Origin of the sequence: Chryseobacterium proteolyticum, from assembly GCF_046591535.1 — a bacterium.
In the GTDB taxonomy this organism is placed as follows: Bacteria; Bacteroidota; Bacteroidia; order Flavobacteriales; family Weeksellaceae; genus Chryseobacterium; species Chryseobacterium proteolyticum.
In genome coordinates this window covers 486,825-503,635 of the sequence record NZ_JBJLWK010000002.1, presented here as the reverse complement: position 1 = coordinate 503,635, position 16,811 = coordinate 486,825, and the positions used below count along the sequence as shown (strand labels likewise).

16 protein-coding genes and 3 pseudogenes are annotated in these 16,811 nt (G+C 36.8%); 5 read left to right on the top strand and 14 right to left on the bottom strand.

Going from position 1 to position 16,811, the window contains the following annotated elements; all coding sequences use genetic code 11:
- Positions 1-140: 140 nt before the first annotated feature.
- The 3 genes from ACJ5H0_RS08230 to ACJ5H0_RS08220 form a co-directional block, all read right to left on the bottom strand.
- Positions 141-1,457 carry a hypothetical protein gene (locus ACJ5H0_RS08230; RefSeq protein ID WP_411248795.1) on the bottom strand — a complete coding sequence of 439 codons (1,317 nt, stop codon included), beginning with the start codon at positions 1,455-1,457 and terminating at the stop codon, positions 141-143.
- 377 nt (positions 1,458-1,834) lie between these two features.
- Complete coding sequence (locus tag ACJ5H0_RS08225; RefSeq protein WP_411248794.1) at positions 1,835-2,083, bottom strand: hypothetical protein; 249 nt, start codon at positions 2,081-2,083, stop codon at positions 1,835-1,837.
- A gap of 2 nt (positions 2,084-2,085) precedes the next feature.
- A complete protein-coding gene (locus ACJ5H0_RS08220) occupies positions 2,086-3,150 on the bottom strand; it encodes a hypothetical protein (protein ID WP_411248791.1) in 1,065 nt (354 codons plus the stop codon).
- A 570-nt stretch (positions 3,151-3,720) separates the two neighbouring features.
- Here ACJ5H0_RS08220 and dnaK point away from each other — a divergent pair.
- Entirely contained in the window at positions 3,721-5,616 is a 1,896-nt protein-coding gene (dnaK, locus tag ACJ5H0_RS08215; RefSeq protein ID WP_172279883.1) for a molecular chaperone DnaK, read from the top strand.
- Between the two features lie 89 nt (positions 5,617-5,705).
- Here dnaK and ACJ5H0_RS08210 read toward each other — a convergent pair whose 3' ends face one another.
- The 3 genes from ACJ5H0_RS08210 to ACJ5H0_RS08200 form a co-directional block, all read right to left on the bottom strand.
- The gene (locus ACJ5H0_RS08210; RefSeq protein WP_273648846.1) at positions 5,706-6,059 is read right to left on the bottom strand and encodes a cupin domain-containing protein; all 354 of its coding nucleotides are present in this window, start codon (positions 6,057-6,059) and stop codon (positions 5,706-5,708) included.
- A gap of 19 nt (positions 6,060-6,078) precedes the next feature.
- Positions 6,079-6,498: a DoxX family membrane protein gene (locus ACJ5H0_RS08205; RefSeq protein WP_273648844.1), complete on the bottom strand. Its 420-nt coding sequence runs from the start codon at positions 6,496-6,498 to the stop codon at positions 6,079-6,081.
- A 91-nt stretch (positions 6,499-6,589) separates the two neighbouring features.
- Complete coding sequence (locus tag ACJ5H0_RS08200) at positions 6,590-7,090, bottom strand: helix-turn-helix domain-containing protein (RefSeq protein ID WP_411248784.1); 501 nt, start codon at positions 7,088-7,090, stop codon at positions 6,590-6,592.
- Between the two features lie 543 nt (positions 7,091-7,633).
- Between ACJ5H0_RS08200 and ACJ5H0_RS08195 the strand changes: the two are divergent.
- The 3 genes and pseudogenes from ACJ5H0_RS08195 to ACJ5H0_RS08185 all read left to right on the top strand — a co-directional run.
- A pseudogene (locus ACJ5H0_RS08195) lies at positions 7,634-7,882 on the top strand (heparan-alpha-glucosaminide N-acetyltransferase domain-containing protein); the annotation flags it as partial.
- Between the two features lie 25 nt (positions 7,883-7,907).
- Entirely contained in the window at positions 7,908-8,729 is an 822-nt protein-coding gene (locus tag ACJ5H0_RS08190) for an acyltransferase family protein (RefSeq protein ID WP_411248780.1), read from the top strand.
- A 138-nt stretch (positions 8,730-8,867) separates the two neighbouring features.
- Positions 8,868-9,389: a thioredoxin family protein gene (locus tag ACJ5H0_RS08185; RefSeq protein ID WP_172279877.1), complete on the top strand. Its 522-nt coding sequence runs from the start codon at positions 8,868-8,870 to the stop codon at positions 9,387-9,389.
- 62 nt (positions 9,390-9,451) lie between these two features.
- Here the strand turns inward: ACJ5H0_RS08185 and ACJ5H0_RS08180 are convergent, their stop codons facing one another.
- The 4 genes from ACJ5H0_RS08180 to ACJ5H0_RS08165 all read right to left on the bottom strand — a co-directional run bounded on the left by ACJ5H0_RS08180 (position 9,452) and on the right by ACJ5H0_RS08165 (position 10,699).
- Positions 9,452-9,850: a DUF7674 family protein gene (locus ACJ5H0_RS08180; RefSeq protein ID WP_172279876.1), complete on the bottom strand. Its 399-nt coding sequence runs from the start codon at positions 9,848-9,850 to the stop codon at positions 9,452-9,454.
- A gap of 53 nt (positions 9,851-9,903) precedes the next feature.
- Positions 9,904-10,035 (bottom strand): hypothetical protein, encoded by a 132-nt coding sequence (locus ACJ5H0_RS08175; RefSeq protein WP_262888816.1) that lies wholly within the window; start codon positions 10,033-10,035, stop codon positions 9,904-9,906.
- Between the two features lie 136 nt (positions 10,036-10,171).
- Entirely contained in the window at positions 10,172-10,528 is a 357-nt protein-coding gene (locus ACJ5H0_RS08170) for a DUF7674 family protein (protein ID WP_172279875.1), read from the bottom strand.
- Positions 10,529-10,534: 6 nt separating this feature from the next.
- Positions 10,535-10,699, bottom strand: coding sequence for a hypothetical protein (locus ACJ5H0_RS08165; protein WP_306613886.1), 165 nt, complete (start codon positions 10,697-10,699; stop codon positions 10,535-10,537).
- 204 nt (positions 10,700-10,903) lie between these two features.
- Between ACJ5H0_RS08165 and ACJ5H0_RS08160 the strand changes: the two genes are divergently transcribed.
- Positions 10,904-11,917, top strand: coding sequence for a nucleoid-associated protein (locus tag ACJ5H0_RS08160; protein ID WP_172279874.1), 1,014 nt, complete (start codon positions 10,904-10,906; stop codon positions 11,915-11,917).
- Positions 11,918-12,003: 86 nt separating this feature from the next.
- Here the strand turns inward: ACJ5H0_RS08160 and ACJ5H0_RS08155 are convergent, their stop codons facing one another.
- The 4 genes and pseudogenes from ACJ5H0_RS08155 to ACJ5H0_RS08140 form a co-directional block, all read right to left on the bottom strand.
- Complete coding sequence (locus tag ACJ5H0_RS08155; RefSeq protein WP_411248769.1) at positions 12,004-12,753, bottom strand: succinate dehydrogenase/fumarate reductase iron-sulfur subunit; 750 nt, start codon at positions 12,751-12,753, stop codon at positions 12,004-12,006.
- Between the two features lie 13 nt (positions 12,754-12,766).
- A pseudogene (locus ACJ5H0_RS08150) lies at positions 12,767-14,685 on the bottom strand (fumarate reductase/succinate dehydrogenase flavoprotein subunit).
- 11 nt (positions 14,686-14,696) lie between these two features.
- Complete coding sequence (locus ACJ5H0_RS08145) at positions 14,697-15,353, bottom strand: succinate dehydrogenase cytochrome b subunit (RefSeq protein ID WP_411248766.1); 657 nt, start codon at positions 15,351-15,353, stop codon at positions 14,697-14,699.
- Positions 15,354-15,370: 17 nt separating this feature from the next.
- A pseudogene (locus ACJ5H0_RS08140) lies at positions 15,371-16,802 on the bottom strand (anion permease).
- Positions 16,803-16,811 lie beyond the last annotated feature (9 nt).

The following is a 16,811-nucleotide window of genomic DNA, read 5'->3' as shown; positions in this document are numbered from 1 at the left end:
ACATATTGAAAGTGGATAAACAAGATTAAACTTTGATTAAGAATGTAATTGTTTTGATCCCTGAGAATATCACATATTTTACTGTAAATAAAAAAGCTGCTTTTACAGCAGCCTTCTATAAAATTATATGTAATAGCAAATTAATGACTCAATACATATTTGATAGCCTTATCAAATATATTACAAAACAAAATGGATTTGCTGTTATCGGAGCAACTTGAGGATCCCTGATAAAAACCATCATCTGATTGGTAATTGATGTACCAGTTAATATCCGAAACAACGATTAAGTTATCAGCAATGATAGAATTAACAGTTCCATCCATATTTTTCATAAAAGGAGTGGAATTGGATGTGTAATTCGTCATTTTTCCGACGGCTAATGTCATATTTATTTGTGTACCGGCTGGTAGCGTACCAAATGCACCTTTATCAGGTCCCACTGTTGTTGATACAATAGAACCAGAATAATTACCATAATTAAAGTAGTCAAATGTCTGTCCTGAAAAGACGGATTTTCCCGGAAAAACCGAACCATTATAATTATCGTTACCAATAAAAAAGAATTTTTTCTTTTCATTGATTTTTTGTTCCAGAGCATTCCTCATTTCCGCATTGATATTTCCGTTGGTTATATAACTGATCCAGATGATATCAGCATTATCAATAGCTGTTTGCAGTCCCTGTGCAGTCCCTGTACTAACATCAAAGGTACTATACGTGAATCCAGATATTTTTACAGTTCCGGACGGTCCGAAGTGGGATGAATTATTGAGTTTAGACCTGGCAACACTTGTATAGGGATCATTTGATAAGTTTGTAGACCAGGCATCAGGTACCAGCGATAGTATTTTTATGGTGCGGATCTGCTGCTCAACCTTGACCGTGAATGTGCATGTTTTCCCTAAAAAATTGATTATGAATGTTGCTGTTCCGGATGTAGTTGGTGTTCCAAAAATATTTAAAGTAATGCTTCCGTTACCATTATTTAATGTTCCGGCCGGAGCGGTAGCGGTAAGTCCTGTAACTCCTGTTGATGCGATGTTTATGGCATCATAAGTCTTTCCATTTCCGTTCGTATAGTTGATTACTTTCATACCATTACTAAGTGTCCCTTGATTATAAGTTCCAGTCAAAGAACCATTGCATTCCAGATTGTCTATTTTACCTGCTATGTTGTTGTTATCACTAAGGCAATTGGACCATCCTGTAGATTTATGCACCTTAACACAGTCCTCAGTAGAATCATACATCATTGTTCCAACAGCAATATTTCCTCCTTGAGGATTGATTATTTTTGTTGTGCTGGTGTTGGTTGGTAGTACAAACCCAAATTCGTTAGTCGTCGGCTTATTGATGTCCAGTGCACCTCTTGGAGTTGTTGTCCCTATACCTACTTGGGAATAAATTGTTTTAAATGCTAAAAGCATTGAAAGTAGAAAAAAATTTCTTTTCATATTTGTATTTATTTATGTTTATAATGAAATATATTCTTACCGGTTATGGTCTAATTTGTTGATATTGATCTTTTTAAATTAGGTGAACCCGATAATATGAATATGGTTTATCAGTGCCCTAAAGAAAAATAGGGTATGAATAATTTTTTATAAAATAAGAAATTTCATTGGTTTTCATCTTGAATGTTTGTGTTGGGTACTCCTATTATCAATATATGTGCCAAAATCCAAATATCATTGTCTTATACGTATGTAGAAACTAGAATGCGATTTTGTATACGACAACTGTTTTTACCATTTGTATTGTGAGAAATATGCTGAAAAAGGTTGCCACAAGGGGCAACCTTTTTAAAGTCTGGAGATATTTTAAATGTTATTTAATGAGTTAAGACGTATTGTACTGCCTTTTCAAAAATATTACAGAATAATATAGAGTTGTTGTTGTCTGAGCAGCTGCTTGAGCTTCCATAAAAACCGTCTGCTCTTTCATAGTTTGTATACCAATTAATATCTGATACAATTACCAAATTATCACTGCTTACTGCATTAGTTGTTCCATCTGTATTCCGTATAAATGCGGTAGATCCGGAAGGGTAATTCGTTACTTTACCAATAGCTCTGTACATTTTTATAGGAGCTCCGTCGGATAGGTTCCCGAAAATTCCTTTATCAGGTCCGTTTGTCGTTGATATGATATTATTCGAAATGGTTCCGAATCTGAAATAATCAAACGTGTGCCCTGCAAAACTGGTTTTACCCGGAAAATATCCTCCGTTGTAATTATCGTTACCAATAAAGAAGAATTTCTTTTTTTTCTCTGATTTTTTTTGTCCAGCATTTGTCTTTTTTCCGGAGTAAAATAGCTATTGCTTATGTAGCCTATCCAAATAATATCTGCATTGTCTATTGCATATTCCAGCTCCTGGGCACTGTTAGAGTATATATTAAAGGTGTCGTAGGTAAATCCTGTTACTTTAACTTTTCCTGAAGGGCCAAAGTTAGAAGAATTATTTAATTTGGATCTTGCAATATTTGTATATCTGCCATTGGATAAATTGGAATTCCAGGCATCAGGAATAATTGATAATATTTTTACGTTTCTTACTTGTGGTTGGCCGATATTGATTATAAAAGTACATGTTTGTCCTGCTATATTTATGGTAAAATTAGCTGTACCACTTCCGGATGGCGTTCCTGAAATATTTAAAGTGATTGACCCGTTTCCATTAGCTAAAGCCCCTGCGGGTGCCGAAGCTGTAAGGCCTGTAACTCCTGTTGAAGCTACAGATATTGCGTTATAACTTTGTCCGCTTGCTCCTGTGTAATTAATGGTTTTAGTTCCACTGCTAGGTATAGACTGCGTATAAGTTCCTGTTAGTGTTCCACTACTACAATCCAAAACAAAGCCTTGATTAATGCCTTCACCCAGACACTGAGACCATCCTTTAGATTTATAAACTTTTACACAATCCTCTGTTGAATCATAAATAATTGTTCCGATTGCTACCTCTCCACCCAAAGGATTAGATATTTTAGAAGTACTTGAATTTGTAGGTAATACCAATCCATGATCATTGGTTGTAGGTTTATTGATATCAAGAGCTCCTCTTGCGTTAGGTGTTCCGATCCCTATTTGTGCAGATGTTATTTCAAACAACAAAATTGAGGATAAAAATAGCATTTTTGTTTTCATATGTGTTTATTTATATGTTATTGTATATTATGTATTGAAGGCTTTTTATAAATAATAATACCCGGCCAGGAGCAAAAGCTGCTAGCTTATATAGTTACTGTTAAAGAATTTAAGAATGGATATAGCAACAAAACACAACTGGAAGACATGGATGTGTTATATTTAAAACAGATGTGGAATATCCGTATTCAGTATCTTTTAGACAATAAGTTGAATTGGGAGTGTTATATAGTATTAGAATTTAGGGTAGGCTCATACCATAACAGGAAGTAGTTAATTTCATTTTTCATCGTGTGTGTTTGTGTAAATAGAATATTGGACAAATCCAAGCAATTAATATGCCAGAATGGTCATGCTGGTTAGCTCAATATGGCAAAAAAGTCTTAAACCAGATTATTCATAAATTGTTGATATATAAAGGAATATTTTTGAGTGCTGACTTATGCGATGGCCGGCTGCGTCCATGTTCTCTGATGATGTATGTCAATTTGTCATATATATTTGAATGGTACGAATATTGAGAAATGTACAGTGTAAATCAAATTAAAAATTAGAAAAATAAAAAATATTATGAGTAAAATAATTGGAATTGACTTAGGAACGACCAACTCTTGTGTTGCTGTAATGGAGGGTAAAGACCCTGTTGTTATCCCTAATGCGGAAGGAAAAAGAACAACTCCTTCTATCGTAGCGTTTACAGAAGATGGTGAAAGAAAAGTAGGTGATCCTGCAAAAAGACAGGCTGTAACGAATCCAAAGAAAACTGTATACTCTATTAAAAGATTTATCGGGACTCATTTTAAAGAAGATGCTAAAGAAATCTCAAGAGTACCTTACGAAGTTGTATCCGGACCAAATGATACTGTAAAAGTAAAAATCGACGACAGAGAATATACACCACAGGAAATTTCTGCAATGATTCTTCAGAAAATGAAGAAAACGGCTGAAGATTATCTTGGACAAGAAGTAACAAGAGCGGTAATTACTGTTCCTGCATACTTCAATGATGCACAAAGACAAGCTACTAAGGAAGCGGGTGAAATCGCAGGTTTAAAAGTAGAAAGAATTATCAATGAGCCTACTGCTGCAGCTTTAGCGTACGGTCTTGATAAAAATCACAAAGATCAAAAGATCGCGGTATATGACCTTGGAGGTGGTACTTTCGATATTTCTATCCTTGATTTAGGAGATGGTGTATTCGAAGTATTGTCTACAAACGGTGATACACACTTAGGAGGTGATGATTTCGATGATGTGATCATCAACTGGATGGCTGATGAATTCAAAGCTGAAGAGGGTGTAGATTTGAAAGCAGATGCTATTGCTCTTCAAAGATTGAAAGAAGCTGCAGAAAAAGCAAAAATCGAATTATCTTCTTCTCCACAAACTGAAATCAACTTGCCATATATTACAGCTACAGCTACAGGTCCTAAACACTTAGTGAAGACTTTAACTAAAGCTAAATTCGAGCAGTTATCTGCTGATCTTGTAAGAAGATCTATGGAGCCGGTTGCTAAGGCATTAAAAGATGCAGGTTTATCAACTTCTGATATCGACGAAGTAATCCTGGTAGGTGGTTCTACAAGAATCCCGATCATTCAGGAAGAAGTGGAAAAATTCTTTGGTAAGAAACCATCTAAAGGAGTTAATCCGGATGAGGTTGTAGCTATTGGTGCAGCTATCCAAGGTGGTGTATTAACAGGTGATGTAAAAGATGTATTACTTCTTGACGTTACTCCACTTTCTTTAGGTATTGAAACAATGGGTTCTGTATTCACTAAATTAATTGAAGCGAACACTACGATCCCAACGAAAAAATCTGAAGTATTCTCTACAGCTTCTGATAACCAGCCAGCTGTAAGCATCAGAGTAGGACAAGGTGAAAGACCAATGTTCAATGACAATAAAGAAATCGGTAGATTTGATCTTACAGATATTCCACCTGCACCAAGAGGAGTTCCTCAAATCGAAGTTACTTTCGATATTGATGCCAACGGTATCTTAAGTGTATCTGCTAAAGATAAAGGTACAGGTAAAGAGCAGTCTATCAAAATCCAGGCTTCTTCAGGTCTTTCTGACGAAGAAATCGAAAGAATGAAAAAAGAAGCTCAGGAAAATTCTGCAGCGGATGCGAAAAGAAAAGAAGAAGTTGAGATCTTCAATAAAGCAGACGGATTGATCTTCCAGACTGAAAAGCAATTGAAAGAGTTTGGGGATAAATTATCTGCAGATAAAAAAGCAGCCATAGAAGCTGCAGCAGCAGAACTGAAAACAGCATTTGAAGCTAAAAATTCTGACGATGTAAAAGCTAAAACTGAAGCTTTGGATGCAGCTTGGATGGCAGCTTCAGAAGAAATGTATGCAGCAGGACAACAAGCTCAGGGTGCTGATGCAGGAGCTCAGAATCCTGGCGGAAATGCAGGAGGTGATGATGTACAGGATGCAGACTTCGAAGAAGTGAAATAATAAGTTGTAAGTATATACTTACCTTTAATAATATAACCGCAGTAAAAGATTTTTTTACTGCGGTTTTTTTATAATAGAGGAGTTGTCTTTTAAAGAATTTCAACCTCTTCAGGGATCATAAAGAAGATCAGACATCCGTTTTCTGATTTTACAGAGTGTTTAAAGTTAGGAGGTGTATACAAATAATCTCCTTTTTCCAAACGTGCTCCGGCAATAATAGCATCTCCTTCCATAATAAACAATTCTTCTCCTGCCGGATGATTGTGATAAGGATAGCTTGCTCCCGGTTCAAATTTTAAAAGAATTGTGGTTGATCTGTTCTTTTCAGGATCAAATTTCAGAGATTTAACGAAAATGCCTTCATAGTGAATTCCTTTTTCAATTAAAGGTTGCCATTCTTTTTGTTCTGTTTTTACGATGTAATCGTGAATGTTAGTGTTCATTGTAATTTATTTTTAATTGTTATTGATTCAAAAGATCTTCAAGGGTCCACTTATAATGTGGAAAAGTACTGAGTAAAAATGCTCCGGCACTGAATGCAAATACTGAATAATCCAAAGGCTCTTTAAGTCCAAAAGAAAAAGACATTGCTAAAGCAAATAATAAAGTGAGGAATGATGCAAATAAAGCTGCTTTATGGATTTGGTATCCCACCAATAATAAAATACCGAGCGACAACTCTATAATAGTTGATGCCGTTGCAATGAATGGTGCTAATGACCGGGGTAAGAATGAATTGGTTTCTGCGGTATAGTTTACAAAATTTATCCATCCCGAAGACCGGTTTCCCCAAAGTCCCAATCTGCTGGCAGTAGCGGATAAAAATCCGGTAGCAAGGGCTATTCTTAATAGAAAAACAGCTATGTCCTGTCTCGCTTTCATACTCATTATTTTATTGGTTGAATTATAAGTACAAATTTCGCGAATGACTCGTAGCTAAAGAATAGACAATCCTGGGAAAAGCATATAAGATTTAGTTTTTCACTGCCTTTTGATAATCCTTGGGAGATAAGGAAGTATGCTTTTTAAAGAAGTTTGAAAAGTAAAAAGGATCATTGAATCCCAACTGATAAGCGATCTCTTTAACCGTGAGCTTTTCGTAGAGCAATAATCTTTTAGATTCGGAAATAATAAGACTGTAGATGACGTTCAGTGCTGTTTTATTGGTGTGCAATTTAGAGACCTCATTGAGCTTTGCTTCTGTAGTCCCCAGAATATCGGCAAAATAGGATACCGGATAGTTCTGCGAAAAATTACGGCGGACATTTTCCAGAAACTTTAAAAATAAAGCATCAGGTTTCCAGATCTCATCACCATTTGCAATTTTACTGCGATTGATTTCTATTAACAATAATTCAACCAATGAATGGGTAGAAATGAGATATTGATAAGGCTTTTCATTTATTTCATCTTCAATCTGTTTAAGTGTTTCTGTAAAGAAGTCCGGACGGTGTATCGTGATCTTTTCATTCATACCGAAATGGCAGAACAGTCCGTTATGGAAAATGAGCTCTATATCGCTGTCGCTTTTACTGAAAAAATCAAGCGTGAATTCAAGAGCCGTTAATTCGCCTTCAACAGATTTTAACTGATGAAATTGTCCTGAGGTAATGGTTACGGTTTGATTGGCTTCCAGAATAAAAAAATGCTCGTCAATCAGAATTTCAGCATGCCCGCTCTTGCACCAGAACAGCGTATACCTAATGACACGCCTAGGTTCAGGGTGTCCCTTTTGATCTGAGTATTTTTTTTATATCAATCATTTTGTTTATTCTCTAATGTAAGCAGCATGAGCCCGGAAATGCATTCATCTAAATTACAAAAAAGTTAAAGTAAAAAATAAGCGGGAAATAATATTAATAAACCATTGGATAAAATACCGATGAAATTGATCATGGAACTTGATTATTTATTTTAAATAAGTATATTTGTTTTTATTTAGAATTAATAAAAATTAAATTTTAACAAACTAAAACAGTTTGATTATCAACTATATCTATTGAATTAAAACAGAACTATGGAACAACTCAACAAAAGAATCTTAACATTGGACCTGATAAAAGGAATGAGTGTAATAGGGATGATTATCATTCATACCTTACTCATATTTGCCAATGTGAAATCACAATCAGATACGGCAATTGGAAGTTTTATTGTCTTTTTAGGAAGAGGAACTTCTATTTTTCTGATTTGTATGGGAATCACATTCATGACTTCCAGCCATCAAAGTTTAACAAGTGCCATCAAACGGGGAGGTTTACTTTTATTAGCAGCTTTTTTTTATGAATTTTATGAAGTTCATTGTTCCCGTAATTTTAGGTTTTGCTCCTGCACATTTTATCGAAAAATATGGATGGCATGGTCCGATAGAGCAGCAATATCTATATCTGGCACTGCTGGGGGATATCTTGCAACTGGCAGGAATGTCTCTCCTTTTTGTAGGATTTATCAGGAAATATGTGAAGAATAAATATGGTATCCTTGCGATAGGTCTTTTGGTGGCCCTTGTATCAAGAGAAGTAAGCGGTATTCATATTAATTTTTCCGTCGTTAACTATATTCTGGATCTTCTTTTTAATAATGATTTTCCTGCTTATGTGTATTTTCCTGTTTTTCCATGGATGTCTTTTATTATTATCGGGATGTTTTTTGGGAAATGGTTTCAGGAGCTGAATTATAACGGGCCGCAATTGTTTAAAAATATGCTCTGCGTCGGGCTTATATTTATTGCCTTAGGTGCTCCTTTGGTTTTTATGTATGGGAATTATCACTACAATGGTTTTTATCATATGGGGCCTGGAGGTGTAATTTATTTTGCAGGATGGACGCTGATATTCCTTTGGGCTATTTTCAGACTGACAAGTAAAGCAAAGGAAAATACATGTATGAAAGTTTTAAAATATTGCAGTAAAAACCTCACCTCCATGTATATGATACAATGGATATTGATTTCATGGGGAAAAGGGATTTTTGGATACAGACAGCATGGAATTGAATTTGTCTCAATCCTGATTCTCTTTTATATACTGCTCACTTTTTTTAGTTCAGAACACATTGGACATTGTAAGGAAAAAAGAACCTTTGATTGTCTTCCGACGTATTGCCGTGGATGAAACAGTGTTAAAATAATATTGTAAATATATATAGATACCAGACGGAAAACCAGCAGTTTTTTTAATTTTATATTTTATTATTATAAATTCCTGATAAATTACCTAAATTCGTGTTGTATTAACTTAAAAAATATTGAAATGAAATATTCTAAAATAATCCTGGTGTTTACTGTACTTTTATTTCAGTTGGGATTTGCGCAGGAAAAAGCAGATGTAGTCCTTAACAAAGCTCTTACAGATGCTAAAAAGGAAAATAAAAATGTACTTCTTGTATTCCATGCGTCATGGTGCCAATGGTGTAAACTGATGGAAAAGAATATGAATCTTCCGGAAACAAAGCCTTTGTTTGATAAAAACTATGTTACGGCCTATGTGGATGTTCAGGAAAGAGGAGAAAAGAAAGTTCTTGAAAATCCCGGAGGCGAAGCAATGATGAATCAATATAAGGGTGAGAATGCAGGCCTTCCTTTTTGGTTGGTATTGAATTCTAAAGGTGAGGTTCTTACAGATTCTTTTAATGACAAAGGCGAAAATCTGGGATCCCCAGCAACTCCGGAGGAAGTAGATGTTTTTTTAGCGAAACTTGAAAAAACTACAAAATTGAACAGACAAGAACTTGAAACCATTCAAAAAGTTTTCGTGAAGAAAAAAGATCAGTAAAGAGATTGATATCATCCAATAAAAATGCCCCGGAATCGAAAGATTCCGGGGCATTTTGCTATTTATTTTTTACCAAAAAATATCTGATCTTTTTTCTGCTGTTCCAGGTAAATTTCCTGGAAATTAACCGGCATATACTGAAAGATCGCATTCCAGTGTTGTATTTTAGTATGCTTTTTAAAGCTTTCAAATGATCTTACGAAAAGATTTTCGATAATATCTTTAACATAAGTATCCGCATTACGGTAAATTCCTTCCATCAATTTGATATGATGGCCGATAATATTAATCTTGGATTCCCGTAAGAGGTTCTTCAGGTAATTTACCGTGGATTGAATAATACCGGCGAAATTTTTTTGCATTGATAATTGAGTAATTTCACTTCTAAGAGTGGGATAGAAAAATTTTAAATACTCTACAGCTGTCTCTTCATTAATAGTTTGCATTGGCTCGTTCATCATAAATAATATTTTATTTTTCAAACACTTTTATTGCCGCCAAAATTATACCAAACTTATAAGTATGATGCAACAATAAATACTCCGATTATTAAAGCAATATGAGTTGCCAATATTTCGATATTGTGTCTGGAATTCGCTTCTTTCCACTGTTTCCAGTCGAATTGTTTTCTGATTTTTGTCTTCATAGTGATGATAATTGTGTAATGAAATACCTGAAAAATGTAATAAAAAAATAAGATGGCCGGTTTTTATCAACCGTTTTCCACGGAAAATCTCCTTAAAGTGACAAAAGGATTCTTTTTCTGATGATAAATGCTGTCATTATATGCCATGATTGTAAATCTGCTTGGCATATATTTTTTGCAAATCCCTGGACATGTGGCTAAAGATTGCTTTCCGGTATTCTTCATTACAAAGGATAGTGACATTATCGAGGGAATAAATAAAAGTACATTCTATAGCATTCTTAAGCATAGCATCTCCGTTTTTATAGATGTTACTCATCTTTTTTAAACTTTTAAAAAGGAGTGTCCTTTCATTTTGACGAATCATTCGCTTGATATGATCTGTAAAAGTGCTCATGGCATAATAAGAACTTTGTGTTTTGTGCTCATCCAACTCGTACTGTATATCAGGAATAACTTCTGTAATTTCCTGAACGGCCTGTAAGTAATTCATATTTATTTAATAATGGTTTTGTTCTAAAAATCTGATAAATCCTCCGAAAATAAAGAGTACAAGAAATGCTATGAATAGCAAGTGATAAGGCTTCATCCATTTCGGGGTTTTCGGTCCTCTGCTTTTTAATCTTCGCAGCCGGTCTATTCTGTTTAAGGTTTTTAAGTCCATTTTTTATGTTTTGAGAATGGTGATGCCAAATGTGTTCCTTTGAAAATGTTTTTATTTTAATATGCTGTATATCAATTTATTGAACTAATATTACTGATGTTTATGCAGCCAGAAAACCTTTCAAAATGATAAGGTTATTATCAGAATGAAATGCTGTCCGGTATTTGATATTATTAATATCTTTGCAATCCATAAAAATCAAAAATGTTTTCAAAAATTATAGTACACAGAGTAGGAAATAAGATCAACGGTGAGTCTTTAACACTTTCCCAGGAAGAGCTGCAGTTGGAAGAAGGGATGGCAGAAATGCTGGAAGATTACTTTCTAGGTTCTTTTAAAACAGAAGAAACGTACCAGTTTTACAGTGATACTTATCTTGTCAATAATCCTGTTTACAGTTCTGTAACAGAAATTTTTGAGGATAAGGCCAAATTTCTATGGGAATCGGAGAATATTGCCAAACACCTTTTTGAAGCTGCTGAAAATCCGAGAGTGCAGGGAGGAGAATTGTTTATTGTTTTCTTTGAAGATGAAAGGGAAGGCGATGAGAAAGTGGATAAAATAGGTATTTTTAAGACTGAAAAAAGAGAATCTTTCTTAAAAATATTTCCTCAGGAAGAAACTTTTGGACTTGAAAAAGATCAGGGTATTGGCTTGTCAAAAATTGATAAGGCAGCTTTGATCTATAATAATAACAAAGAAAGCGGATATGTTTTATCTGTAGTGGATAATAACAAGAACGGTGATATGTATTACTGGTTTGAGGATTTTCTTAAAGTAAAGCAGCGTGATGATGAGTATTTCCATACCCAGGAAGCTTTAATGGTGTACAAGGACTATATTACCAAGCAGCTTCCTCAGGAATTTGAGGTTTCTAAAGCGGATCAGGCTGACTTTCTGAATAAATCCATCAATTTCTTTAAAGAAAAAGAAGAGTTTAAGCTTGATGATTTTGCAAGTGAGGTACTTGGTGATGAACACGTGATTGAGAGTTTTGTTAACTTTAAAACAGATTATGAACAGGATATGCAGATCAATATTGCTGAAGAATTTCCGATCAGTGAAGCGGCTGTAAAAAAGACACAACGACATTTTAAAAGCATTATCAAATTAGATAAAAATTTTCATATCTACATTCATGGTGACCGGAAGATGCTGGAACAGGGACAGGATGAAAAAGGAAAGTATTATATGCTGTACTTTGATAAGGAAGTCTAAGGAAGTTAAAACATAAGATGTAAAAGGGCAAAAGGGTAGAATAACGAAAAAGAAAATTCACCTTTTTGTCCTTTTGCTTTTTTTATTTACTTTTTTCTGAAAAATAAAGCCCTGCTGTATTCATAGTTCATACGCGCGATATTAAGGACTGATATTCCCTGAGGGCATTCCACTTCACAAGCTTCTGTGTTGGAGCAATGACCGAATAATTCTTTATCCATCTGCTGAACCATTTTAATCACCCGTTCGCTCCTTTCTTCTTTTCCCTGGGGAAGAAGTGCCATATGGCTTATTTTTGCAGAGGTAAACAATGCTGCACTCGCATTTTTACAAGTGGCTACACAAGCTCCGCATCCGATACAGGCCGCGGAATCAAAAGCTTCTTCGGCAATCTGGTGAGTAACTGCAATGGCCGTGGCATCCGGAGCCTGTCCCGTATTCACGGAAACAAAACCTCCCGAAGAAATAATTCTGTCAAAAGCCGAGCGGTCAACTTTTAAATCTCTTTTTACCGGAAATGCTTCCGCCCGGAAAGGTTCTATAACAATAGTTTCTCCGTCTTTAAAAGAACGCAGGTGGAGCTGGCATGTGGTCGTGTTTTCTAAGGGACCGTGTGCCAGGCCATTGATCATGATTCCACATTGTCCGCAAATACCTTCACGACAGTCATGATCGAATTCTACCGGTTCTTCTCCTTCTATGATCAGCTTTTCATTAAGTGTATCGAGCATTTCGAGAAAAGACATGTGGGAATTGAGATCTTTTAAATCATAATTTACGAGCTTTCCTTCCGTGCTTCTGTCTTTCTGTCTCCATATTTTAAGATGTAAATCCATAATTTCTTTTTTTTTATTTATAACTTCTTACAGTGGGCTGTATTTCTTCAAATACAAGCGGTTCTTTAATTAATTCAGGTTCCTGATTTTCACCTTTCCATGCCCAGGCAGAAATAAACTGAAATTCAGAATCATTTCTGAGAGCTTCTCCATCGGGAGTCTGATATTCTTCGCGGAAATGGGCTCCACAAGATTCGTTTCGGGTGATGGCATCGTAGCACATCAGTTCACCGATTTCAAAATAATCTGCAACACGTCCGGCTTTTTCCAATTCTGTATTCATGTGGTTTTCATCACCGGAAACTCTTACGTTTTGATAAAATTCTGCTTTCAGTTTTTTTTATTTCTTCAATGGCATATTTCAGGCCTGCTTCATTTCTTGCTAATCCACAATAATCATAAAGCAGTTTGCCCAGGGTTTTATGATAGTAGTCTACGGTTTTGTTCCCTTTGATATTGATAAGGTGTTCAATCTGTTGCTTAACGGCATTTTCTGCATTCTCAAATGCCAGGTTATCGGTTGATATTTTTCCGGTATGGATTTCATTGGAAAGATAATTTGCGATCGTATACGGAGCAATGAAATAGCCATCTACGGAAGCCTGAAGAAGGGAATTGGCGCCCAGTCTGTTGGCTCCATGATCTGCAAAATTGGCTTCTCCCAGAGCAAACAGCCCCGGAATGGTTGTCATGAGCTCATAATCTACCCATAATCCGCCCATAGAAAAGTGGGCAGAAGGAGAGATCATCATGGGTTCTTTATAAGCATCATATCCGGTTATTTTTAAATACATGTCGAACAGGTTTCCATATTTTTCCTTAATTTTTTCTTTGCCCTGTTCCTTAATTGCTTTGGAAAAATCAAGATATACTGCATTTTTAAGAGGTCCGATACCGAATCCGGCATCAATTCTTTCTTTAGCAGCCCGGGAGGAAATATCCCTTGGTGCCAGATTGCCAAAAGCAGGGTACCGCCTTTCCAGATAATAATCCCGTTCATTCTCAGGAATATCATTTGGTGATCTGGTTTCATTATTTTTTAAAGGAACCCATATCCTTCCATCATTACGGAGAGATTCGGACATCAGGGTCAGCTTGGATTGATAATCTCCGGATTGGGGCAATGATGTCGGGTGAACCTGTATCCAACTTGGTGAAGCCATTAAAGCTCCTTTTTTATGGGCTCTCCAGATTGCTGAGCCATTACATCCCATGGCCAGTGTGGAGAGGTAATAAATTTTACCATATCCGCCGGTGGCTAATACAACAGCATGAGCAGAATGCCGTTCAATCTCGCCGGTATCCAAATTTCTTACAATAACTCCTCTTGCCTTGCCATCAATGAGCACAAGATCCAGCATTTCATGTCTGGAAAACAATTGTACGGTATTTTTACCAACCTGCCTCATCAATGCCTGATATGCTCCCAGAAGCAATTGCTGACCGGTTTGACCTCTGGCATAGAATGTTCTGCTTACCTGTACTCCGCCAAAAGACCGGTTGTTGAGGTAGCCTCCGTACTCCCTGCCAAAAGGAACTCCCTGCGCTACTGCCTGATCAATAAGGTTTAACGAACATTCAGCCATGCGGTATACATTGGCCTCACGAGCTCTGAAATCTCCTCCTTTGAGGGTATCCACAAACATTCTGTAAACACTGTCTCCATCATTTTTATAATTTTTAGCAGCATTTACTCCTCCCTGAGCTGCTACGGAGTGGGCTCTTCTCGGACTGTCCTGAAAACAGAATGATTTTACATTATAGCCCATTTCTCCAAGAGATGCAGCTATGGAACTTCCTGCCAGCCCTGTTCCGACTACGATAACATCCAGCTTTTTACGGTTTGCAGGATTAACGAGTTTTGCCGTTTTTTTTATATTGAGCCCATTTTTGTTCTAATGGTCCCTGGGGTATTTTAGAATCTAACTTCATCGGTTTTATTTTTAATTAGCGGTAAAGAAAACATAAACAGGCATGAGCGCAAATCCAATGCTGATTATGACTGAATAAGCAATTCCTATGGTCTTAAACCATTTTACAAACTTCGGATGATAAAGTCCCAATGTTCTTACTGCGCTATAGATCCCATGGATAAGATGATAGCATAGGGCAGCCATGGAAATTACATAAATGATCACATACCACCATTCTTTAAATACCGTCACCACCAGTATATAAAGATCCTTATTCCCGTTATTGTCTAATGGCGGACTACCGAATTTATATATATACCAGAAGTTCTGAAAATGGATCACCAGAAAGATCAGTAATAAAGTTCCCAATATTCCCATATTCCGGGAATACCACTTGCTTGCTCTTCCGCGTCTGTCGGCAGAATAACGTCCGCCCGATTTTTTGTTTTTTAAAGTGATGATTAAACCATCTACTGCGTGAAGAATAATACTTGCATACAGGACATAAGAAACGATTTTGATTACAATATTACCCGAAAGGAAGTGAGAGTAGGCATTGAATTGCAAATGTGCCTGCTCCTGCGGCAGGAACAGCTGAAGATTTCCCAGGAAATGGATCAGCAAGAAAAAACTCAGAAACAATCCTGTGAGGCACATCAGCATTTTTCTTGACAAGGTAGACAGCATAATTTTTGTTTTTTATTTTAATAATATCCCAATACTTTCATCCATAGGCCACCTACTACCATGTAGATAATAAGAAGTACAATTCCTATTTCCAAACCGCGAAGCCACCAGGCTTTCAGTTCTACATAGCCGCTTCCGAAAAATACCGGAGCAGGACCGTGGCCATAATGCGTAAGTACCCCATAAATAGAACCCAGAAAACCGAGCATCATGGCCAGTAACATTGGTGGTATCCCCACGGCAACCCCTACACCTAACAATGCGGCGTACATGGCAGCGACATGGGCAGTAGCACTGGCGAAAATATAATGGCTGAAAAAGTATACAACAATAATTACTGGAAAGGCCACCTGCCAGCTCAGTCCACCGATTTTCACTTTGATCAGGTCACTGAACCATCCGATAAAGCCGAGTTCATTCAGTGAGCTTGCCATCATAACCAGTACGGCAAACCATACGATGGTATCCCAGGCTCCTTTCTCTGACTTTACATCTTCCCATGTCAGGACAGAAGTCAGAAGCAGTAAGGTTAATCCTATAAAAGCGGTTGTAGTAGCATCAATTGAAAGTGCTCCGCCAAATATCCAGAGTGCCAGTAAAATGAAGAATGCCAATAGCATCAGCCATTCGTTCCTTGAAATAGGCCCCATGTCTTTAAGCTTTTGAGCAGCCATTTTAGGAGCGTCACCTGTTTTTTTTCAATTCCGGTGGATACAATTTATAGAGTACTAACGGAACTACAAAAAAGGCAACCAAACCAGGCAGGAAACCAGCAGCAGCCCATGACATCCAAGTGATGTTGATGCCCAGATTGGCTGCAAATTTCTGACACATCGGATTACTGGCGGTTCCTGTTAAGAACATAGAGGAAGCGATCAGGTTCATATAATAGCTGTTCAGCGTTAAGAATGCCCCTAGCTTTCTGTGGGTTTCCGGTTTTTCCGGAACAGAATCAAAACTGATAGCCATGGATTTCATAATAGGGTAGATGATACCTCCTCCCCGTGCGGTATTACTAGGGATAGCGGGAGCCAGGCAGACATCCGCTAATCCCAGACCATAAGCCAGCCCAAGGGAACTTTTACCGAAAATCCTTATGAATAAAAAAGCAATACGATTTCCCAGGCCGGTTTTTATAAATCCCCGTGCAATAAAAAATGAGATCCCAATCAGCCATATCACTTTATCTCCAAAGCCGGAGAGTGCTTTAGTGATTGATTTTCCCGCATCACCCGGTGCAATTACCTGGGTTAGTGCAGTGAATCCGATAGCCATCATACACATGGTTCCCATAGGAGCCGCTTTTAGAATGATTCCTAAAATTGTTGCCGCGAAAATGGCAAAAAGGTGCCACGCATCTGCGGTAACACCATCGGGCTCAGGAATAAACCAGATGATAAGGGCAACAGCAAAAGTTATTGCGACATTCTTGATATTTATTTCTTTCATAGTAGTAAT